Raw genomic sequence first — 21,459 nt, 5'->3', positions numbered from 1 at the left:
CGGCGGCGGTGTATCTCGCCGTGGCCGAGGCGCTGGCGCAGGCGTTGAGCCCCCCCGCGCGCGGGGGCGGTCGAGAGCCTCCCTCCTGCCTCCCTTCGAACAAGAAGATTTCGCGCCGTGACATCGCCCGAACCGCGCGCCTCGACAGGGCGCCCCGGCTTCCGGCGCCGCCCCCGGCTTCAGGCACCGACCCCGGACCCGACATGACCGCGGGCGCCGACAAAGGGCCACGGGTTCCGGCGCCCGGCGGCACATTCCGGCACGCGACGGAGGGTTGCGACAGCGGCAACGGATTGCGGCGCGGGCCATGGACCGCGACATGCGGCCCCGCGTCCGAGAGCACCCCCTCCGTTTTCCGCAGCCCCCCCCCCTTTCCCCCGCGCCCGCCCGGCCCTACCCTTGGGCGCCATGCAAGATGCCGTCCTTCAATCCAGCCTGCCCTTCCTGCCCTGGATGGACCCGCGCACCGCCCGGCTGCCCGGGATCCTGCCGGTGGAGCCTCGCGCCGACGGCCGCCCGGACTGGCTGCGGGTGGACGACGCCTTCGCGGGCCAGATGCGGTTGCGCGACCATCTGATCTCGACCCGGCCCGAGGCGGTCCACGCCCTGTCCGGACCCGCCCGCCCTGCCGCGCAAGAGCTTTACGCCCGCGTGCTGTCGGACCTGGCCGCGACCCCGGGCTACCGCATCGGCCGGGCCGAGGCGCTGCGGCCCGACGGCGTCGCGGTGGCGCTTGAGGCCGAGGCCCCGCTCCTGACGCTGGGGCGGCTGGTGCAGGAGGACCTCTGCCTGATGGAACAGGCCGAGCCGGGCGGGGAACATGCGCTCACCGGCGCGATCCTGTGCTTTCCGGCAAGCTGGACGCTGGCGCAGAAGATCGGCCGCCCGCTGGTCGCCATCCACAGGCCGGTCGCCCCCTATGACGAGGGGCTTGCCCGCCGCGTGCAACGGCTGTTCGACGCCATCCGCCCCGAACAGCCGCTGTGGCGGATGAACTGGCTGACCTACGACGACCCCGCCCTGCACCAGCCCCGGGCCGAGGGCGAAAGCCGCCCCGATCCGAGCCCCGACTCGAGTCCCGATATCCCGGGCCCGCATTCCGGGGCCGCGCCCAAGCGGATGTTCGTGCGCTGCGAGCGCCAGTGCCTCCTGCGCCTGCCCGCCAGCCGGGCCGTGGTCTTCTCGATCCACAGCTATGTCGTCCGGGCCGCGACCCTGCCGCCCGAGGCGCTGGCGCGGCTGATCGAGAGCAGGCATTGACCGCGCCGCGCTGCCTTGTCGTGCTGGCCCATCCGCTGCCGGACAGCCTTTGCGCCCGGCTGGCGGGCCATGCGCTGGAAGCGGCCCGCCGCGCGGGCTATGACGCAACTCTGCGCGACCTTCACGCCGAGGGCTTCGATCCGCGCATGACCGCTGCCGAACGGCGGGGCTACGGCGGGGCGCAGGCCGGATCCGATGTCCGAAGCGAGGCCCGAAGCAAGGCCGGAGCGGGCACGCAGCCCGGAACCCCGGCACCGGCCGCCACGGGGAACAAGGCGGCGACGGATGCGCAGGCCATGGCCCGGACCGGGACGGAGACGGAGACCGGGACGGAGACCGGGACACAGATCACAGCCGCGCCCGGGATCGCCCCGCTGCGGCAAGAGCTTGCCGCCGCCGACCTGCTGGTGCTGGTCTTCCCGACCTGGTGGGCGGGGTTTCCCGCGCTGCTCAAGGGCTGGTTCGACCGGATCTGGGCGCCCGGAACCGCCTTTCACCATGGGCCGGGGCCGGGCGGCATGGTGGCCGGTCTGACCCGGCTCTCCACCTTGATCGCGATCACGCCCCTGGGCATGCCGGGATGGATCGACCGGCTGGTGCTGTGGCGCCCGCAGCGCCGCGCCCTGCGGCTGGGGATCCTGCGCGCCACCGCGCCGCGCGCGCGCCTGCGCTGGCTGACGCTGCACGAGGCGCAGACCCTCGCGCCGACGCGGCTTTCCCGGTTCGAGCGCCGGATCACCGCCGAGATCGCCCGCGCCCGCAGCCGGTCAGCGCCCGGAACCGGCGACTGAACCCTGCCCCCGGCCCCCCTCGCACAGGGCCTCGCACAGAGCCCCTGAACGCCGTTCCTCTCCACCCGTCAGGTGGAACCGCGCGCGGCCGACCTCGCGCCGCCCACCTCGCGCCGCCCACCTCGCGCAACCACGCCCTCGCGCCTTGAACCTTGGCCGGGCAAGGCTTATGCGGTCCCCAACCCGTCCGCCAGTCAGAGGTCCGCGATGATCCCGCGCTATTCCCGCCCCGAAATGGTCGCCATCTGGTCGCCCGAGACGAAATTCCGCATCTGGTATGAGATCGAGGCCCATGCCTGCGACGCGCAGGCCGCGCTCGGCGTCATCCCGAAGGCCAATGCCGAGGCCGTCTGGCGCGCCCGCGACGTCACCTTCGACGTCGCCCGCATCGACGAGATCGAGGCGGTGACCAAACATGACGTGATCGCCTTCCTGACCCATCTCGCCGAACATGTCGGCGCCGAGGACGCGCGCTTCGTCCATCAGGGCATGACCTCGTCCGACGTGCTCGACACCACGCTGAACATCCAGCTCGTGCGCGCCTCGGACATCCTGATCGGCGGCGTGGAGCGGGTGCTGGCCGCGCTCAAGGCCCGCGCCCATGAGCACAAGGACACCGTCCGCATCGGCCGCAGCCACGGCATCCATGCCGAGCCCACCACCATGGGCCTGACCTTCGCGCGTTTCTACGCCGAGATGGACCGCAACCTCGCGCGCCTGCGCGCCGCGCGCGAAGAGATCCGCACCGGGGCGATTTCCGGCGCGGTCGGCACCTTCGCCAATATCGACCCCAGCGTCGAGGCCTATGTCTGCGAGAAGCTGGGCCTGGTGCCCGAGACGATCTCGACCCAAGTCATCCCGCGCGACCGCCATGCGATGTTCTTCGCCACGCTTGGCGTGATCGCCTCGTCGATCGAGAATATCGCCATCGAGATCCGCCACATGCAGCGCACCGAAGTGCTTGAGGCCGAGGAATATTTCTCGCCCGGGCAGAAGGGCTCCTCGGCGATGCCGCATAAAAGGAACCCGGTGCTGACCGAAAATCTCACCGGGCTCGCCCGGCTGGTGCGGATGGCGGTCACCCCCGCGCTGGAGAATGTGGCGCTTTGGCACGAGCGCGACATCTCGCATTCCAGCGTGGAGCGCGCCATCGGCCCCGACACCACGATCACGCTGGATTTCGCGCTGAACCGGCTTGCGGGCGTGATCGAGAAACTGGTGGTCTACCCCGAGAACATGCTCAGGAACATGAACAAGTTCCGCGGCCTCGTGATGTCGCAGCGGGTGCTTCTGGCGCTGACCCAGGCGGGCGTGTCGCGCGAGGACGCCTATCGGCTGGTCCAGCGCAACGCGATGAAGGTCTGGGAGCAGGGCGCCGATTTCAAGACCGAACTCCTCAACGACCCCGAGGTGAGCGCGGCGCTCTCGCCCGCCGGGATCGAGGAGAAGTTCGACCTCGGCTATCACACCAAGCATGTCGAGACGATTTTCGCCCGCGTTTTCGGCACGGCGGGCTGAAAACGGCGGGGCCGCGCGGTTTTCCCGCCGGATTTGGCGCGACTCGTGTCAGGATGGGCCATGGCGCAGGACGCCATGGCCTTTTTCTTTCGCGACATCTCCCGGGCACCGACCCGGCACCGACAGGAGAACGAAGATGAAGATCCGCACCGCCCTTTTCGCCGTCGCCCTCACCCTGGCCCCCGGGATCGCCGCCGCCTGGGACTGCGGCTCGAAAGCCCTCGAGACGGCGGCGCTGACCTGCGCCGAGGGCTCCAGCTATGACGATGCGCGGGGGATCTGCGTCCTGGCGCCGACGAGCTGACCGACGGGTTCGGAGGAAAAACCTGCGGGCGGAAAGCCTCTGTTAACCCGGGGCTGCGAGACTGCGCCAAGACGACCGCAGCCCGACCGCAGAAGAGGTTCCCATGGCCCCCGACCCGCAGGCGCTCAGCCGACAGGCGCCCCAGGCGCTCGCCCGCATCACGCCCCAGCCCGCTTCCGCCCTTGCGCCGGGGTCCGGCGGATCCGCCGTGCCGCTGACCGGGCGGCAGAAGGCGGCAGTGATCGTGCGCTATCTGATCTCGGGCGGCGGCTCACTGCGCCTGACCGGGCTGCCGGACCAGATGCAGGCCGCCCTGGCCGAGCAGATGGGACGGATGCGGCTGGTCGACCGCGAGACGCTCGACAGCGTGGTGGCGGAATTCGAATCCGAGCTGGAATCGGTCGGCCTGACCTTCCCCGGCGGGCTTGAGGGCACGCTGAGCGCGATGGACGGCCATCTGTCGCCCACGGCGGTCAGCCGGTTGCGCCGGATGGCGAACATGGCGGGCCGAAGCGACCCGTGGGAGCGGCTGGTGGCGCTGCCCCCGGCGCAGATTCTCAAGGTGATCGAAGCCGAATCGGCCGAGGTCGCCGCCGTGGTGATGTCGAAACTGCCGGTGGCGGCGGCGGCCGAAATCCTCGGCCAATTGCCGGGCGAGCGGGCGCGGCGCATCGCCTTCGCAGTGTCGCAGACCGGCAATGTCGACCCCGAGACGGTGCGTCGGATCGGCGCCGCGATCCTGTCACAGATCGACAGCCAGCCGCCGCGCGCCTTCGAGCGCGGCCCGGTGGAGCGGGTGGGCGCCATCCTCAACGTGGCGCAATCCGCCACCCGGGAAGAGGTTCTCGCCGGGCTGGAACAGGAGGACACCGGCTTTGCCGCCGAGGTGCGGCGCGCCATCTTCACCTATGCCCATATCCCGCAGCGCATCCAGCCCCGCGACGTGCCCAAGGTGGTGCGGCTGGTCGATCAGCCGACGCTGGTCAATGCCATGGCCTTCAGCTTCGGGCGCGCGGCCGAAGAGGCGGCGACGGAATTCCTCCTCGGCTCGATGTCGCAGCGCATGGCGCAACTGATCCGCGAAGAAATCGCCGAACGCGGCCCGGTGCGCGAAAAGGACGCCGAAGCCGCGATGGCCGCCGTCATCTCGGCCATCCGCCAGTTGCAGGGCGCCGGGGAACTGGAATTCGTCGACCCCGCCGAGGACTGACGCCGCGCGCATGGCGCGTCTCGGGCGGCATGGAGAGCGGCATGGAGAGGGGCATTGGCGCGCGTCGGGGCGCTCGCGCGGGGGGCGCATCGGGGGACTCGCTAGAACGCGGAGCAGATATGGGCCGAGGGTGTGTGAAAACGCCAATTTCCGAAATCAGCCGAGAACAGTTTCCTTACGGGGCCGGACTTAACCGGAAACACCAGAACGAATTCTTGCATTAGCGCCTGCGATAGAACGCCTCACCGGGCCCAGCCATGCTCGACCGAGTGTTCACACACACTCGGCCGCAGGTATCGCTATACGGGCTGCCGAAGCACCTGGGGCCAAGGTGCTGGCGCCCCAGGCGCGCGCAACTGAGCGGCGGGCGACCAAAGCCCGGGCGGGCGGGGCAAGGGTGGTCGGGGCATGGGTGGTCGGGGCGCGCATCCGCCGCCCGAGGCAGGCCACCAACGCCCGACCAGCGCCGCGCGCCCCGGGGCCAAAAGCATGGATTGGATTACACTTCAAACCCGGCCAAACGCCGCACGAAGCACGAAGCACGAAGCACGAAGCACGAAGATCCCGAGCCTTGCCTCCGACCCGGCGCAAGCCTATGGCTCGGCCATCATGCGCAACGCCTCGCCCTTCATCGGTGACACGACCGCCGAGTCCATCGCGGCGGCGGCCAGATCGGACTTGGCCAGGCCGGACTTGGCCAGATCCGATTTGGCCAGATCGGGACCCGCCAGAGGCGCATTGACCGGATCGGGATTGGCCGCGTCAGGATTGAACGGCCGGAAGCCCAATCGAGCACCTGCGCATCGGTCACCGGCAGACCGGGATGTCGCGCGCCCTGGGGCGCAAGGAAACAGGTCGCGCGATCAGGACCCGCACCGGCGATGCCCCCAGGGTTTGGCTGTCCGGTTTGCGGGGTTTCGTATGCCTCTGGCCCGCGCTTTTGGCCCCCGCTTTCCCCCACCATCCGCGCGCCCCGGTCGCCTGTGCCCCGGCCGCCCGCGCCTCAAGCCCCTGCCGGGAGGCTGCGCATCCCGGAGCAGACGGCCCTCGAGATCCCGGGCATGATCCCTCTTCCCCCGTGCAGCAGAACATGAGGCCCAGAACGTGACGCGACAGGATTTGACCGCCGGGCACAAGCCGCCCTGCCCGCCATCGGGCGCAGGCTCTGCCAACCCGGGCGCCGCCCAAGGCAATGCCGAAAGCAAGGCCCAGGGCCATGCCCGCGGCACCGCCCGGAACATCCCCAGGAACGTCCCCCAGAACGCCGCGCAGAACACCGCCAAGGGCATCGTCCTCATGCTGATCGCCATCCTGATCTTCACGTTGATGGATGCGACGGCGAAGACGCTGGTGCGGGACTACCCGCCGCCGCAGGTGGTCTTCGCCCGATTCCTGGGCCAGGTCCTGCTGGCGGGCCTGATCCTCAACCGCCGCGCGCCGGGGCTGATGCGCACGGCGCGGCCGGGCCAGCATGTGCTGCGCAGCCTGTTCCAGGTCGGCGCGATCGGTTTTTTCTTCCTCTCGCTCCAGCATATCGGCCTGGCCGAGGCCACCGCCATATCGGACCTCAGCCCGGTGCTGATCACGCTGGGGGCGGCGCTGTTTTTGGGCGAGCGGCTGGGGCCGCGCCGCATCTTCGGCATCCTCGCCGCGCTGGCCGGGGCGCTGATCATCATCCGCCCGGGGGCCGAGGCCTTCTCGGCCTGGGCGCTGCTGCCCCTGATGGGGGCGATGTGCTACACCGGCAACGCGCTGATGACCCGCAGCCTTGGCCTGCGCGAGCCGGTCTGGACCGCGATGCTCTGGGGCGGCGCCGTCGGCACGCTGGTCACCGGGCTGGCCATGCCGTTCCTGTGGGTGCCGGTCGCGCTGGCGGACCTGTGGCTTTTCGCGCTGATCGGGCTGTTCGGCACGATGGCGCAGCTTTTCCTGATCCGCAGCTTCTCCATGGCCGAAGCTTCGAGCGTGGCACCCTTCACCTATGTCGGCATCGTCTTCGCCACGCTCTGGGGCGTGGTGTTCTACGACGAATGGCCCGACCTGTGGACGGTGGCGGGCGCGCTTGTGATCGTGGCGGCCGGGCTTTATGTCTGGCATCGGGAGACCCGGGCGAAGGCGGGCTGAGCCCGCGCGGCCCGGAAGCCACCCCGGAAGCCACCACGAGAACCGGCGAGAGAGATGAGCGAAGACACCCCCCCGCCCTTCAACCTGCGCCACCGGCTGCAGGACCTGCTGTTCCGGGGCATGATCGGGGGGCTCTTGTGCCTGCCCTACCGGATCCGGGTGCCGCTGTGCGGCTGGGTCGTCTCGCGCGTCATAGCGCCGCTGGCGGGCTATCGACGCCGCATCCGCGACAATCTGGCGATGATCCTGCCCGATCTGCCGCAAGACGAGGTGCGCCGCATCACCCGCGCCGTGCCCGACAATGTCGGCCGCACCCTGATCGAGATCTATTCCGGCCCGGAGTTCATCGCCCGCGCCGCCAGCCTGCCCCTGCAAGGCGAGGGCGTGGCCGCCCTGGCCGAGGCCCATGCCGCAAAGCGCCCGGTGATCCTGGTCACCGCGCATTTCGGCAATTACGACGCCAGCCGCGCGGCGCTGATCGCGCGCGGCTACCCGGTCGGCGCGCTTTACATGGAAATGGCCAACAAATCCTTCAACGCCCATTACGTCCAGGCGATCTCGCGGATCGGCACGCCGCTGTTTCCGCGCGGGCGCAAGGGGCTTGCGGATATGGTGCGCTTTCTGCGCGGCGGCGGCATGCTGGGGCTGCTGGTCGATCAGCACATGCGCTCGGGCGCGCTTCTGGGCTTTTTCGGCCATGAGGCGCTGACCGCGCTTTCGGCCGCCGAGATGGCGCTGAAATACGACGCGCTGGTGGTGCCGACCTATGCGGTGCGCCAGCCCGACGGGCTGTCCTTCGAGGTGATCGTCGAGGCGCCGATCCCGCATGGCGATCCGGCGACGATGACCCAGGCGCTGAACGACAGCCTGGAGGCGCTGGTGCGCCGCCATCTGGACCAGTGGTTCTGGATCCACAAACGCTGGAAGGGTGGCGGCGGGCCGATCGCGGCGGCCGGATCCGGGGCGCGCCGGGAAGAGGCAGGCCCGGGCGAGGCGGCCCCGAGGAAGGCGACGATGGACGCGGAGCGTGACAAATCGCCCGAGGTCCCGGGCGCACCCTGAGCCCTGCCGCCTGTCGCAGGGCCGTCCACCTCAGGAGCCCACGTCACACCGGCCCATCTCGCAAGCGCCGCGCCAGCCCGGCAATCGGGCGCTTCTCAGCCTGCCGGATCCAACAGTCCGCTGAAAGAGTATCTTGGGGCGACCTCGGGACGGAAATTTTTCCCGCATCGTCAATCATCCCTGCGGAAGCCGCCTATCTTGGCCCGCTATCGGACCAATTTGATGATCTTCCGCGCAAGCCGACGCCGCTGCATGACTTTTTCAGCAGCCCGCTAGAGGACGACCCCGGCTTGCGGCCAAGCGCCTGCCGCCGGAGCGGCAATGGGCAGCCGACAAGCAGGGGAGTGACGAAGAAGCCTGCGGCAAATGCAGGCCCCGCAGACAGGGAAACGGCGAACGCGGGCGACAGACAGCAAACCTTCCGGCAAGGCCTCGGCAAAGGCCCGGGCGCCGCCAAAGGCCCGGCACTTCCCGCGCGGGGGCGCCTCAATCGGCGCGGGCGGCGGCCAGGATCTCGCCCGGGCCCGGGGCCTGCACGATCACCACGGCGGGCGCGTCACCCGCAAGCGCGACCTCAAGCTCCAGCGGCGCACGGCCCGGCCAGTCGCCCAGATTGTCCCAACTGGTCACCACATTGCGATAGGTCACTGTCTTTCCGGCATTCTCGCCACGCTCGATGGTGACGGTCTGCTCGGGCAGATAGCGCACCACCTGCACCCGCACCGGCTGATCCAGCGGCGGATCGGCATCGGCATGGATCACCAGCCCGCCCCCGCGCCGCGTCACCCGCAGGCTGACCGCCGAGGGGCGGGCCAGCCGATGGGCGATATGGGCAAGCGTCTCGTCGGCGGAAAAGCCTTCGACCCGGTCCAGCCCCTCGACGATGAATTGCGGGGTATAGATGGTCTTGCTGCCGATGGCGCGGGCATAGGCCTTCTGGCGCTCGGTAAAGCGGGGATCGGCGAAACTGTCCTTCCAGCCGATGTAATCCCAATAGTCGACATGCAAGGACAACGGGATCACCCGGGGATCCTCGGCCAGCCGGGCGAAGAAGGCATCCGCCGGCGGGCAGGAGACGCAGCCCTGCGAGGTGAACAGCTCGACCACGACCACGGGTTCCGCCCGCAGCGCCCCGGCGGCGCAAAGCACGATCCCGCAGAAGGCCCCACAGACGGCGCTGACCAGATGTCGCATCTTCGCTTTCCCGGTTTGCGTCCTGACCCCTCGCTTATAGGAAACCGACCCCCACCCTGCCAATCAAGGTTTTGCGAGGGAGGACGAACCATTCTATCCTGTCGGCGAAGCGCGGGGGAATCGCCGCAAGGGATGCGCCGCCCACGCATCCTGTCGGAGATGTGATCTGGACTTTTGGCATACCATTGTATACATAAACTCCGACTCTCCCGGAGGCCGCCTGACAGGTCCCCGGACGTAGCCATCACGATGCCACGATCCGAGCGCAAGGAGCCATAGCCATGACCGTCACCGTCGGACATGACAGCCAGAAGACCCGCAAGACCCTGACCATCGGCGGCAAGACCGTCGGCTATTACTCGATCCCGGCGGCCGAGGCGGCGGGGCTTGGCGAATTCTCGCGCCTGCCCGCCTCGTTGAAGGTGGTGCTTGAGAACATGCTGCGGTTCGAGGACGGCAAGACCGTCACCGTGGACGACATCCGCGCCTTTTCCGAATGGGGCAGGCAGGGCGGCAAGAACCCGATCGAGATCGCCTATCGCCCCGCCCGCGTCCTGATGCAGGATTTCACCGGCGTCCCCGCCGTGGTCGACCTTGCCGCGATGCGCGACGGCATCAAGGGGCTGGGGGGCGACGCGCAGAAGATCAACCCGCTGAACCCGGTCGACCTTGTGATCGACCATTCGGTGATGATCGACGAATTCGGCAATCCCCGCGCCTTCCAGATGAATGTCAATCTGGAATATGAGCGCAACATGGAACGCTACACCTTCCTCAAATGGGGGCAGGAGGCGTTCGACAATTTCCGCGTCGTGCCGCCGGGCACCGGGATCTGCCACCAGGTCAACCTCGAATATCTCTCGCAGACCATCTGGACCGACACAGACCAGTCGGGCGCGCTGGTGGCCTATCCCGACACGCTGGTCGGCACCGACAGCCACACCACCATGGTCAACGGCCTGGCCGTCCTGGGCTGGGGCGTCGGCGGGATCGAGGCCGAGGCCGCGATGCTGGGCCAGCCGGTCTCGATGCTGATCCCCGAGGTCGTGGGCTTCAAGCTGACCGGCAGGATGGTCGAGGGCACGACGGCGACCGACCTGGTGCTGAAGGTGGTGGCCATGCTCAGGAAGCATGGCGTGGTGAACAAATTCGTCGAATTCTACGGCGAGGGGCTGGACAACCTGCCGCTGGCCGACCGCGCCACCATCGCCAACATGGCCCCCGAATACGGCGCGACCTGCGGCTTCTTCCCCATCGACAACGAGACGCTGCGCTACCTGCGCAACACCGGCCGCGACGAGGACCGCATCGCCTTGGTCGAGGCCTATGCCAAGGAGAACGGCTTCTGGCGCGGCCCGGATTACGATCCGATCTATACCAGCACGCTGGAGCTGGACATGGGCGGCATCGTGCCCGCGATCTCGGGGCCGAAGCGTCCGCAGGATTATCTGCCCCTGACCGAAAGCGCGCGCAGCTTCTACAAGGTGGTGGCGGATTATCGCGGCATCGACGTCTCGCCCGATGCGCTCGACATGGGGGACGAGGGCGGCGCCGTCACCGCGCCGCCGAAGGACGTGCGCAAGGTGGTGCCGGTCGAGGGCAAGGACTACACCCTCACCGACGGATCGGTGGTGATCGCGGCGATCACCTCGTGCACCAACACCTCGAACCCCTATGTGATGATCGGCGCGGGCCTGGTCGCAAGGAAGGCGCGCGCCCTTGGCCTGACGCGCAAGCCCTGGGTGAAGACCTCGCTCGCCCCCGGCAGCCAGGTGGTGGGCGAATATCTGGCCGCCGCGGGCCTGCAAGAGGATCTGGACGCCATCGGCTTCAACCTGGTGGGCTATGGCTGCACCACCTGCATCGGCAATTCGGGCCCGCTGGGTGATCCGGCGATCTCGAAGGCGATCAACGACAACGACCTGGTGGCGACCGCCGTGCTTTCGGGCAACCGCAATTTCGAGGGGCGGATCTCGCCGGACGTGCGGGCGAACTTCCTCGCCTCGCCGCCGCTGGTGGTGGCCTATGCCATCGCGGGCGATCTGAACATCAACCTGACCCGCGATCCGCTGGCCCGCACCCCCGAGGGCAAGGAGGTGTTCCTCAAGGACATCTGGCCGTCGAGCAAGGAAATCGCCGAGATCGTCGACAGCGTGGTGACGCGCGAGGTCTTCCTTGCGAAATATGCCGATGTCTTCAAGGGCGACGAGAAATGGCAGGCGGTCGAGGTCACCGGCGAAGAAACCTACGACTGGCCGCCATCGTCGACCTATATCCAGAACCCGCCCTATTTCCAGGGCATGGGCCGCGACAAGGGCGTGATCACCGACATCCAGGGCGCGCGGGTGCTGGCGATCCTGGGCGACATGATCACCACCGACCACATCAGCCCGGCCGGATCCTTCAAGCCCACCACCCCGGCCGGCCGCTACCTGACCGAGCGGCAGGTGGCGCCGCGCGACTTCAACTCCTACGGCTCGCGCCGCGGCAACCATGAGATCATGATGCGCGGCACCTTCGCCAATATCCGCATCAAGAACGAGATGCTCGACGGCGTCGAGGGCGGCTATACGGTCGGGCCGGACGGGGCGCAGACCTCGATCTTCGACGCCTCGATGGAATGGCAGGCGCAGGGCGTGCCGCTGGTGATCTTCGGCGGCATCGAATACGGCGCGGGCTCGTCGCGGGACTGGGCGGCGAAGGGGACGGCGCTTCTTGGCGTCAAGGCGGTGATCGCGGAAAGCTTCGAGCGGATCCACCGCTCGAACCTGGTGGGCATGGGGGTGATCCCCTTCGAATTCACCGGCGGCGACAATCGCAAGACCCTTGGCCTGAAGGGCGACGAGGTGGTCTCGATCGCGGGCCTTGCCGGGGATCTGAAGCCGCTGTCGCTGGTGCCCTGCACCATCACCTACGCCGACGGCACCGAGAAGACCATCCAGATCAAGTGCCGCATCGATACCGCCATCGAGATCGAATATGTCGAGAACGGCGGCGTGCTGCATTACGTTCTGCGCAATCTGGCGAAATCCTGAGGCCCGGCCACGGCGCCCAGCCGAAAGGCCCCGAAGCCCCCCGCGCTTCGGGGCCTTTTCCATGCCCTGCCCCGGCCGCCGCGCGGCCCGGGGTGTCACACCGGCGCGACAGGCGTTTCATTTGACCGCCCCGCCCCTGTGGGCCTAGCCTTGACCGGGCGGGCCTGTTTTTCGCCCCGATTTTTCGCCCCGCCGGATGATCCAGGGAAACCACAGTGAACAGATGGACCCTTGCGCTTGCGGCCCTGCCGACCGCCGGGGCGGTGCAGGCACAGCGACTCGACGTGGATTTCCGGGTGCTCCGGCCCCCCCAACGGCGCCGCCGGTTGCGCTAGCCTGGTCGCCGGGCTCGACCCCGATGGCGAGGGCTTTCTGGTCGTGCGCAGCGGGCCGGGCACGGGCTATCGCAAGCTTGACGAGTTGCACAACGGCGATTCGGTCCGCATCTGCCATCGCAGCGGCAACCGGATCGGCGTGACCTGTCGCAGCCAGGGGGCCGAGCGCAAAGGCTGGGTCCATGGCCGCTGGCTGCGGGATGGGGCGGGCTGAGCCTTGCGCTGGCCGCAGGGCGCCGACTGACCGAAGCGCCCTTTTTGATCAGGGCGCGCCCTCGCCCGCCAGCGCCGCCTCCAGCGCGGGCACGAAGCGGCGCTCATAATCGGTGCCGATCAGCGGGCCGATGAAGCGGAAAAGGATCGTGCCGTCGCCCGCGACGATGAAGGTCTCGGGCGGGTTGGTCACGCCCCATTCCACCCGGTTGCGCCCGCGCGGATCGGTGGCGATGGCGAAGAACGGATTGCCTGCCTCGGCCAGATAGTTCAGCGCATCCTCCTCGCGGTCCATCATGTTGATGCCCACGACGCGGATCCCCTCGTCGTTCATGCGCAAAAGCACCGGATGCTCGGCCCGGCAGGGCGGGCACCACGAGGCCCAGAAATTGACCACCGTCACCTCTCCCGTCCGCAGGTCGGCGGGAACGAGTTGGGCATGGCCCGGCAGCGTGGTCTCGGGCGGCGCGGGCGCCGTGCGGCCCAGAAAGGCGCTTGGCAATTCGCCCGGCGCCTCGCGCTGCATGCCCAGCCAGAACATCCCCGCCAGCCCCAGGAAGATCGCGGGCGGCAGCGCCATCAGCCAGCGGTTAGCCATCGCCGCGCCCCATCCGCGCCTCGACCTCGGCCAGCGCGCGGCGCACCTTGGCGCCATGCCACAAGGTCACCGCCACCAAAAGCCCCATCAGCGCGAAAGTCGCACCGTAAGAAGCCAGAACCGCAAAGGCGTAGCGGCCAAGATCGGGCATCATGCCAGTTTCTCCCGTGCCATCAGCGCCGCCAGCCTGCGCGCGCGGATCTCGGTCCGGGTGCGCAGAAGGACGAGCGTCACGAACAAAAGCACCACGCCGAGGATGCAGACCACCAGCGGCTGGTAATAGGCAGCGTCGAGCGGATCGCGCTCGCCCACCTTGAGGATGGTCGAATCCTGATGCAGCCCCTGGTTCCAGAACTTGACCGCATAGCGCGAGAGCCCGGCGAAGACCGAGCCCACCACGCACAGGACCGAGGTCAGATCCGCCGCCGTATCGGGGTTCTCGATCGCGGGCCAGAGCGCGATATAGCCCAGATAGAACAGCGCAAGGATCAGGAACGAGGTCAGCCTGGGGTCCCAGGCCCACCAGGTGCCCCACATCGGCTGGCCCCAGAAGGCCCCGGTCACCAGCGCGATGGCGGTGAAACACAGGCCCACCGGCGCCGCCGCCTTGGCCGCCAGCGCCGAGACATGGTGGCGCCGCACGATCCAGATCAGCGAGGCGACCAGCATCATCGCCCAGGCGTTGATCGCCATCATCGCGGTGGGGACATGGATGAACAGGATCTTCACCGTCGCGCCCTGCTTGTAATCGTCGGGCGTGAAGAAAAAGCCCCAGACCAGGCCCAGGGTCAGGCTGGCCACGGTCAGGCCGACCAGCCAGGGCAGCACCGCGCCCGAGGTCTGCATGAATTTCTTCGGATTGGCATATTCCCAGATCGACATGGCGTTTCGCTACTTTCGGTCCTGCTGTTCGGGGCCTTCGCTGTGGCTGTTGTCCGGCCTTATACTAACATATTCACATCTGGCGCAGATTGATGCGGATTGCCGCAGCCGAGGCGAAGGGCAAAAGCCCCGCCGCCCCCGCGGTGATCGCCGCCATCAGCGCCATCGGCACCGTCACCGCCTGCCCCTCCATGCCGCGCCGCACCACCTCGGCGCCGAAGATCAGCGTGGGCACGTAAAGCGGCAGCACCAGAAGCGACAGCAAAAGCCCGCCGCGCTTCACCCCCACCACCAGCGCCGCGCCAAAGGCCCCGATCATCGAAAGCGCGGGCGTGCCAAGGATCAGCGACACCACCAGCCACAGATAGCCCGGCCCCGGCAGATTGAGAAGCACCCCGAGCGCGGGCGCCACCACCGCCAGCGGAAATCCCGTCACCAGCCAATGCGCCAGCGCCTTGACCGCCACCGCCCCCTCCAGCGGCAGCGGCGCGGTGGCCAGAAGGTCCAGGCTGCCATCCTCGAAATCCAGCGCGAACAGCCGGTCCAGGCTGAGAAGGCAGGCCAGAAGCGCCGCCACCCACAGGATCCCCGGCGCGATGCGCGCAAGTATGCCCCCTTCGGGCCCGACGCCAAGCGGCACCAGCACCGCCACCAGCAGGAAGAAGGCCAGCCCCAGCCCGAAACCGCCCCCGGCGCGCAAGGACAGCCGCAGGTCCCGGATCAAGAGCGCGATCATGCGAAAGCCTCGTCGAAGCCGCCGCCGAAGGCCGCCGAGACCGGCCGCGCGGCGCGGAAGGGGTCCAGCTCCAGCACCCCCGCCTCGGGCAGACCCAGGTCGATATGGGTGGCCATCACCGCCATGCCGCCGCCCGCGAGATGCGCGCGCACCACGCCGCCGAACAGCGCGACCGAAGCGGCGTCGAGCGAGACCGTCGGCTCGTCCAGCAGCCAGACCGGCCGCCCGGTGACCAGAAGCCGCGCCAGACCCAGCCGCCGCTTCTGCCCCGCCGACAGGTCCGCCGCGCGCCGGGTCGCCAGCGCCTCAAGGTTCATCGCCGAAAGCGCCGCCGTCACCTCGGGGCCCCCCAGCCCGTGGACGGCCGCCCAGAAGGCGAGGTTCTCGGTCACGCTCAGCACCGCCTTCAACCCGTCCGAATGGCTGGCATAGGCCAGGCTTTCGGGCGGGACCGAGATCGCGCCCGCCACGGCGGGCTGCAACCCGGCCAGGGTGCGCAGCAGCGTGGTCTTGCCCACCCCGTTCGGGCCGCGCAGGATCAGCGCATGGCCGGGGGCAAGGGTGAAGCCCAGCCCCTCCAGCACGACCATGCCGCCGCGCGCCACCGCAAGATCCGTGACCTTCAACTCCATGACGCCCGTCTAGCCAGCGCGCCGTCGAAAGGCAACGGACGCCGACGCCGCAGCCGCGCCGCGCGGTATCGGCCCCCGCATCGGGCACCCGCACAGGGACCGGGCATCATTCGCGGCACGGATCCCCACTACAGCACGGGCGCATCCAAAAGCGCGGCACCTTCAAGAGCACAGGATTCCCAGGCGCCCAGGATCTTCAGGAAAGCGGAATTTTCAGGAGAACGGGCATCTTCAAGACTGCCGCGACCCGGATCGCGACACCGATATCCTTCGCCCACATCCTTCACCGCACCGGCATCCCCCAGGACAGCCCCCCCCTCAGGACACCGGCAGCACCGCCAGCGCCACCCGCCGCCCCTCGCCGATCAAGAGGTTGTAGCTGCGGCAGGCGATGGGAGAGGCCATCGGCTCGATCCCGATCCCCTCGGCCTCAAGCGCGTTGCGGAAGGGGCGCGGCGGGTGGAAGATCGTGTCCCCCAGCCCCAGGATCAGCACGTCGATCCGCCCGCGCAATTCCAGCGGCGTCGCCCAGTCCTCCAGCCCGCCCCAGGGCCCCGCATCCCATGGCGTGATCAGCGACGGGCCGCGCAGCAGATGGCCGTGGATGCGGAAGAACCCGGGGCCGAAACCCTCGACCGGCATCGCCTCGGGCCAGGAGACCAGGATCTGCCGCATCAGGCGTCGATATTGGCGTATTCGTCGGGGGTCGCGGTCTTCTTCGGCTTGTCGCCCCGGTCGATGCCCAGATAAAGCACGATGTTCTTGGCCATGTAGAGCGTGGACCAGGTGCCCAGCACCACCCCCAGCACCATGGCGAAGACAAAGCCCCGGATCACGTCGCCGCCCCAGATCAGCAGCACGATCAGCACCAGAAGCGTCGAGGACGAGGTCATCACCGTGCGCGACAGCGTCTCGTTGGTGGTCAGGTTCATCATCTCGCGCAGCGGCATGGTCTTGTATTTGGCCAGATTCTCGCGCAGCCGGTCGAAGATGACGACGGTGTCGTTCACCGAATAGCCAAGGATGGTCAAAAGCGCCGCCACGATCGACAGATCGAATCGCAACTGGAAGAAGGAAAAGATCCCCACCGTGACGATCACGTCATGCACGCAGGCCGCGACCAGCCCGACCGCCATCTGCCATTCGAACCGCATCCAGATATAGACCAGGATCCCGGCCGAGCCCGCCACCACGGCCAGGATCGCCTTCCAGATCAGCTCGCCCGAGACCTTGGGCCCAACCGATTCGACCGAGGTGAAGATCACCGCCGGATCGACCGCCTTCAGCGCCGCCTCGATCTCGGTGATCAGCTCGGGCGTCGCCGCCTCCTCGCCCTCGCGCGCGCCGATGCGGACCTGGGTCACATGCTGGTCGGCGCGAAAGCCCGGGTCGTTGATCTCGGTGATCGAGACATCGCCCAGTTCAAGCCCGGCCAGCGCCTCGCGGTAGCTGCCGACATCGACGGCTTCGGTCGATTCGGTGCGGATCGTGGTGCCGCCCAGGAAATCCACGCCGAAGTTCAGCCCATAGACCGCCACCGACAGCAGCGATGCGACGATCATCGCCACCGATATGCTGAAGGTGACGATCTGGTAGCGGAAGAAATCGAAGCTGGTCTTTTCGGGAACAAGCTTGAGACGCCATGCCATTTGCGGATCTCCCCTCAGACCACGATCTGTTTCGGACGGGTGCGGTTGATGTAAAGCTCGACCACCAGCCGCGTCACATAGACGGCGGTGAACATCGAGGTGATGACCCCCAGGGTGAAGGTCACGGCAAAGCCGCGCACCGGGCCCGAGCCGATCCAGAACATGATGAACCCGGTCAGAAGCGCGGTGATATTGGCATCCATGATGGCCGAGAAGGCGCGCTCGAACCCGGCCTGACAGGCGCGGTGGGGTGCTGTGCCCTCGCGCAGCTCATCGCGGATCCGCTCGAAGATCAGCACGTTGGCGTCGATCGCCATGCCCATGGTCAGGACGATCCCCGCGATCCCCGGCAGTGTCAGCGTCGCCCCGATCGAGGACAGCAGCGCCACCAGGATGATCACGTTCAGCACCAGCGCCACATTGGCGAACCAGCCGAACATGCCGTAGGAGGCGACCATATAGACCAGCACCGCGATCATGCCGATGATGGCGGCGGTCTTGCCCGCCGCGATGCTGTCGGCGCCCAGTTCCGGGCCGATGGTGCGCTCTTCCAGAAACTCCATCCCGGCGGGCAGCGCGCCCGCGCGCAGCAGAACCGCAAGCTCGGTCGCCTCCTCGACGGTGAAGGTGCCGGTGATGATGCCCGATCCGCCAGGAATATGGCTCTGGATCTGCGGCGCCGAGATGATCTCGTTGTCCAGCACGATGGCGAAGAGCGATCCGATATTGGCCGCGGTGTAGTCGCCGAACTTGCGCGCCCCCGCGCCGTCGAAGCGGAACGAGACCGCGGGCCGCCCGTTCTGGTCGAACGAGGGCTGGCTGTCCACCAGTTGCTCGCCGGTGACGACCGGGGTTTCCTCAAGCACATAGTAAAGCCCGGGCTGGCCGCGCGCGGGCAAGAGCATGTTGCGCGCCCCGGGGCTCGCGCCCGCGTCGGTGGTGGTGCGCAGGACCGGGTGGAACGACAGTTTCGCCGTGGTGCCGATCAGGGATTTCAGCTCGGCCGCCGAGCCGATGCCCGGCACCTGGATCAGGATCCGGTCAGCGCCCTGGCGCAGGATCGTCGGCTCGCGCGTGCCGGCCTGATCGACGCGGTTGCGGATGATCTCAAGGCTTTGCTGCATGGTGCGGTTGTCGGTCGCGGTCTTTTCCGCATCGGTCAGCCGCACCACGACATCGGCGCCTTCCTTGGTGACCACGATGTCGTTCTGCCCCGCCCCGGTCAGGGTGACGACCGGCGTCGCCAGCCGCGCCACCGCCGCCACGGCGGCGTCGATCGCCTCGGGATTGGCGATGGTGATGCGCAGGGTATCCTCGGGCGAGGGCGCGCGGCGCACGGTGCCGACCTGGTCGCGCAGCTCGCGCAGGGCGTCGCGCGCCTCGGGCCAGAGCCCGTCCAGCCGCGCCTTGTAGACATCCGACACCTCGACCCGCGCCAGAAGATGGGCGCCGCCGCGCAGGTCGAGCCCCAGGGGCATCAGCGCCGAGGGCAGCCAGTCGGGCCAGAGCCCGCGCTCCCGCGCCAGCGCCTCGGCCTCGGCGGCGGGCAGCACCTCGCCCGCCCGCTCGGCGCGCGAAAGCTCGGCCACGGCGTCGTTGTGCCGCTCCACCTTGCCGTAGAATACATTCGGCGTGGCCGCCACAATGCCCCAAAGGCAGACAAGCGCGATCAGCACGGTTTTCCAGGTCGCGGTCGGCGTCATGGCGAAAAACTCCGTATCACCCGGGTCCTTGGGGCAAGCTGCGCCCCGGTCTTTGCTGCGGGCCGACGGCAGGCGCGGCCAGGGTTGCGCCATGCCCCCGGCGCGCCCGGATCAGGCGGGCGCAGGGTGCTTGCGCGGTGGGCAGGCCCCGCCAGCCGGTCTCAGGCGGCGGCCGCCTCGGTCTTGTTCAGGACCTGGGTGATGGTGTGGCGCACGACCTTGACCTTCACGCCCTCGGCGATCTCGACCTCGACCATGCCGTCTTCCTGCACCTTGGTCACCTTGGCGACGATGCCGCCCTGGGTCACCACCTGATCGCCCCGGCGCAGCGCGTCGACCATGGCGCGATGTTCCTTCATCTTCTTCTGCTGCGGACGGATCATCAGGAAATACATGATCGCGAAGATCATGATCATCGGGAACAGCAGCCCGAAGGTGGAACCTGCGGCGCCGGTGCCTGCGGCCTGCGCGAAGGCGGGGGTTGCGAACATCTTGCTCTCTCTCCTCGTCGGATCTTTCGTGGTCGGTCCCAGACCGGGGTCTCAGACCGGGCATCTTGCTTCGCCTCGGGCGAAACGGCGGGCGGGGCGCGCGCCCGACAGGCCACCCCCGCCCGGGCGCGCCCGGGTCCGGCGCTGATGTAGTGGGTTTTCGCCCCGGATGCCAGAGCCGCCTTGGGTCAAACCCGCGAGACCGGGACGCTTTCGCGCGAGACAAAGGCGCTTTCGCGCGGGCCCGGGGGTCGCCCAAGGCGCGGCGCCCTCCCCTTCCCCCCGAACCCGCCTTCTGCCATAAGCGCCCCGGGTCCGGCGCCGCGCCCCGGCACCCGAAAGGTCGAGAGGAAGGGTCCAGCCATGCACGACATCCGCACCATCCGCGAAAATCCCGCCGCTTTCGACGCGGCCCTCGCGCGCCGTGGCCTCTCGCCCCTCTCGCCCGGGCTGCTGGCGCTGGACGAGGGGCGCCGCGCGCGGATCCTCGCCGCCGAAACCGCCCAGGCCGAACAGAACCGCGCCTCGAAAGAGGTCGGCGCCGCGAAGGCGCGCGGCGACGATGCCGAATTCGAACGCCTGCGCGCCCTGGTCGCCGAAAAGAAGGCCGAGATCGCCCGCCTGACCCAGGAGGCCGCCGATGAGGATGCGAAACTGAAGGACGCGCTGATGCGCATCCCGAACCTGCCGCTCGACAGCGTGCCCGAGGGCGCGGACGAGGACGCCAATGTCGAGATCCGCCGCTGGGGCAGCCCGCGCGCCTTCGACTTCCCCCCGGTCGAACATTACGAGATCCCCGGCGTCCGCCCCGGCATGGATTTCGAAACCGCCGCCAAACTCTCCGGCGCGCGCTTCGTCCTGCTCTCGGGCGCGGTGATCCGCGTCCATCGCGCGCTGGCGCAGTTCATGGTCGACACCCATGTCGAGGAACATGGCCTGACCGAGACCTGGACCCCGGTGCTGGTGCGCGACGAGGCGATGTATGGCACCGGCAACCTGCCGAAATTCGCCGAGGACAGCTACCAGACCACCAATGGCTGGTGGCTGATCCCCACCTCCGAGGTGACGCTGACCAACACCGTCGCGGGCGAGATCCTCGACGAGAGCGCCCTCCCCCGCCGCCTGACCGCCCATACCCAATGCTTCCGCTCCGAAGCGGGATCGGCGGGCAAGGACACCACCGGCATGCTGCGCCAGCACCAGTTCGAAAAGGTCGAGATGGTGACGATCTGCACCCCCGAGACCCATCTCGAGGAACAGGAACGCATGGTCGCCTGCGCCGAGGCGATCCTGAAAAAGCTGGAGCTTCCCTTCCGCACGATGGCGCTTTGCACCGGGGACATGGGCTTTGGCGCGCAACGCACCTGGGATCTGGAGGTCTGGCTGCCCGGCCAGAACCGCTACCGCGAAATCTCCAGCGTCTCGACCTGCGGCAGCTTCCAGGCCCGGCGGATGAATGCGCGCTACCGCCCGGCGGCGGGCGGCAAACCCGAATTCGTCGCCACGCTGAACGGCTCGGGCCTCGCCGTGGGGCGCTGCCTGATCGCGGTCTTGGAAAACGGCCAGCAGGCCGACGGCTCGGTCGAACTGCCCCCGGCCCTGCACCCCTGGCTGCGCGGCAAGACCCGCATCTCCGCGCAAGGCGAGCTGGTCTGACCCCCCACCCCCATAACCAACCCGGGGGGGGGCAAAAAACGCCCCCCCAAGCCCTTTCTTCTTTGC

21 protein-coding genes are annotated in these 21,459 nt (G+C 68.6%); 10 read left to right on the top strand and 11 right to left on the bottom strand.

Features of this window, described 5'->3' with window-relative positions:
• The first annotated feature begins 408 nt into the window (after positions 1–408).
• From ABNX41_RS00175 to ABNX41_RS00155, 5 genes are all read left to right on the top strand, one after another.
• A complete protein-coding gene (locus tag ABNX41_RS00175) occupies positions 409–1,260 on the top strand; it encodes a heme-dependent oxidative N-demethylase family protein (protein WP_438667694.1) in 852 nt (283 codons plus the stop codon).
• Positions 1,257–2,051, top strand: a complete 795-nt coding sequence (locus ABNX41_RS00170) for an NAD(P)H-dependent oxidoreductase (RefSeq protein WP_438667693.1) — start codon at positions 1,257–1,259, stop codon at positions 2,049–2,051. Before ABNX41_RS00175 ends, ABNX41_RS00170 begins: the two co-directional genes overlap by 4 nt.
• A 207-nt stretch (positions 2,052–2,258) precedes the next feature.
• A complete protein-coding gene (gene purB / locus ABNX41_RS00165; RefSeq protein WP_438667692.1) occupies positions 2,259–3,569 on the top strand; it encodes an adenylosuccinate lyase in 1,311 nt (436 codons plus the stop codon).
• 136 nt (positions 3,570–3,705) lie between these two features.
• Positions 3,706–3,873: a hypothetical protein gene (locus ABNX41_RS00160; RefSeq protein ID WP_438667691.1), complete on the top strand. Its 168-nt coding sequence runs from the start codon at positions 3,706–3,708 to the stop codon at positions 3,871–3,873.
• A gap of 103 nt (positions 3,874–3,976) precedes the next feature.
• Positions 3,977–5,083 (top strand): flagellar motor switch protein FliG, encoded by a 1,107-nt coding sequence (locus tag ABNX41_RS00155; RefSeq protein WP_438667690.1) that lies wholly within the window; start codon positions 3,977–3,979, stop codon positions 5,081–5,083.
• Between the two features lie 593 nt (positions 5,084–5,676).
• Here the strand turns inward: ABNX41_RS00155 and ABNX41_RS00150 are convergent.
• The gene (locus tag ABNX41_RS00150; RefSeq protein ID WP_438667689.1) at positions 5,677–5,871 is read right to left on the bottom strand and encodes a hypothetical protein; all 195 of its coding nucleotides are present in this window, start codon (positions 5,869–5,871) and stop codon (positions 5,677–5,679) included.
• A gap of 316 nt (positions 5,872–6,187) precedes the next feature.
• Here ABNX41_RS00150 and ABNX41_RS00145 point away from each other — a divergent pair, with 316 nt between their 5' ends.
• Positions 6,188–7,207 carry a DMT family transporter gene (locus ABNX41_RS00145; protein WP_438667688.1) on the top strand — a complete coding sequence of 340 codons (1,020 nt, stop codon included), beginning with the start codon at positions 6,188–6,190 and terminating at the stop codon, positions 7,205–7,207.
• Positions 7,208–7,261: 54 nt separating this feature from the next.
• Entirely contained in the window at positions 7,262–8,269 is a 1,008-nt protein-coding gene (locus tag ABNX41_RS00140) for a lysophospholipid acyltransferase family protein (RefSeq protein WP_438667687.1), read from the top strand.
• 486 nt (positions 8,270–8,755) lie between these two features.
• On the opposite strand, the gene ABNX41_RS00135 is transcribed toward ABNX41_RS00140, so the two are convergent.
• Positions 8,756–9,463 (bottom strand): DUF1223 domain-containing protein, encoded by a 708-nt coding sequence (locus ABNX41_RS00135; RefSeq protein ID WP_438667686.1) that lies wholly within the window; start codon positions 9,461–9,463, stop codon positions 8,756–8,758.
• Positions 9,464–9,744: 281 nt separating this feature from the next.
• Between ABNX41_RS00135 and acnA the strand changes: the two genes are divergently transcribed.
• Both acnA and ABNX41_RS00125 read left to right on the top strand, forming a co-directional pair.
• Positions 9,745–12,498: an aconitate hydratase AcnA gene (gene acnA, locus ABNX41_RS00130; protein ID WP_438667685.1), complete on the top strand. Its 2,754-nt coding sequence runs from the start codon at positions 9,745–9,747 to the stop codon at positions 12,496–12,498.
• 378 nt (positions 12,499–12,876) lie between these two features.
• On the top strand, positions 12,877–13,047 hold the full coding sequence (locus ABNX41_RS00125; RefSeq protein WP_438667684.1) for an SH3 domain-containing protein: 171 nt from the start codon (positions 12,877–12,879) through the stop codon (positions 13,045–13,047).
• A gap of 48 nt (positions 13,048–13,095) precedes the next feature.
• Here the strand turns inward: ABNX41_RS00125 and ABNX41_RS00120 are convergent, their stop codons facing one another.
• The 9 genes from ABNX41_RS00120 to yajC form a co-directional block, all read right to left on the bottom strand.
• On the bottom strand, positions 13,096–13,644 hold the full coding sequence (locus ABNX41_RS00120; protein ID WP_438667683.1) for a DsbE family thiol:disulfide interchange protein: 549 nt from the start codon (positions 13,642–13,644) through the stop codon (positions 13,096–13,098).
• Positions 13,637–13,798 (bottom strand): heme exporter protein CcmD, encoded by a 162-nt coding sequence (ccmD, locus tag ABNX41_RS00115; protein ID WP_438667682.1) that lies wholly within the window; start codon positions 13,796–13,798, stop codon positions 13,637–13,639. The genes ABNX41_RS00120 and ccmD overlap by 8 nt, the downstream gene beginning before the upstream one ends.
• The gene (gene ccmC, locus ABNX41_RS00110) at positions 13,795–14,526 is read right to left on the bottom strand and encodes a heme ABC transporter permease CcmC (protein WP_438667681.1); all 732 of its coding nucleotides are present in this window, start codon (positions 14,524–14,526) and stop codon (positions 13,795–13,797) included. The genes ccmD and ccmC overlap by 4 nt, the downstream gene beginning before the upstream one ends.
• Before the next feature lie 73 nt (positions 14,527–14,599).
• Entirely contained in the window at positions 14,600–15,262 is a 663-nt protein-coding gene (gene ccmB, locus ABNX41_RS00105) for a heme exporter protein CcmB (protein WP_438667680.1), read from the bottom strand.
• Complete coding sequence (gene ccmA, locus ABNX41_RS00100; protein WP_438667679.1) at positions 15,259–15,894, bottom strand: heme ABC exporter ATP-binding protein CcmA; 636 nt, start codon at positions 15,892–15,894, stop codon at positions 15,259–15,261. The genes ccmB and ccmA overlap by 4 nt, the downstream gene beginning before the upstream one ends.
• A 318-nt stretch (positions 15,895–16,212) precedes the next feature.
• Positions 16,213–16,569, bottom strand: a complete 357-nt coding sequence (locus tag ABNX41_RS00095; RefSeq protein ID WP_438667678.1) for an Mth938-like domain-containing protein — start codon at positions 16,567–16,569, stop codon at positions 16,213–16,215.
• Positions 16,569–17,543: a protein translocase subunit SecF gene (secF, locus tag ABNX41_RS00090; RefSeq protein WP_438667677.1), complete on the bottom strand. Its 975-nt coding sequence runs from the start codon at positions 17,541–17,543 to the stop codon at positions 16,569–16,571. Before secF ends, ABNX41_RS00095 begins: the two co-directional genes overlap by 1 nt.
• Before the next feature lie 14 nt (positions 17,544–17,557).
• Positions 17,558–19,246 (bottom strand): protein translocase subunit SecD, encoded by a 1,689-nt coding sequence (secD, locus tag ABNX41_RS00085; RefSeq protein ID WP_438667676.1) that lies wholly within the window; start codon positions 19,244–19,246, stop codon positions 17,558–17,560.
• A gap of 161 nt (positions 19,247–19,407) precedes the next feature.
• Positions 19,408–19,737 carry a preprotein translocase subunit YajC gene (yajC, locus tag ABNX41_RS00080; protein WP_438667675.1) on the bottom strand — a complete coding sequence of 110 codons (330 nt, stop codon included), beginning with the start codon at positions 19,735–19,737 and terminating at the stop codon, positions 19,408–19,410.
• Positions 19,738–20,100: 363 nt separating this feature from the next.
• On the opposite strand from yajC, the gene serS reads away from it, so the two are divergent.
• Positions 20,101–21,393, top strand: coding sequence for a serine--tRNA ligase (serS, locus tag ABNX41_RS00075; protein ID WP_438667674.1), 1,293 nt, complete (start codon positions 20,101–20,103; stop codon positions 21,391–21,393).
• Positions 21,394–21,459 lie beyond the last annotated feature (66 nt).

Origin of the sequence: Pseudogemmobacter sonorensis (assembly GCF_042762395.1) — a bacterium.
Taxonomy (GTDB): Bacteria; Pseudomonadota; Alphaproteobacteria; order Rhodobacterales; family Rhodobacteraceae; genus Pseudogemmobacter; species Pseudogemmobacter sonorensis.
This window is presented reverse-complemented; position numbering and strand designations above follow the sequence as displayed.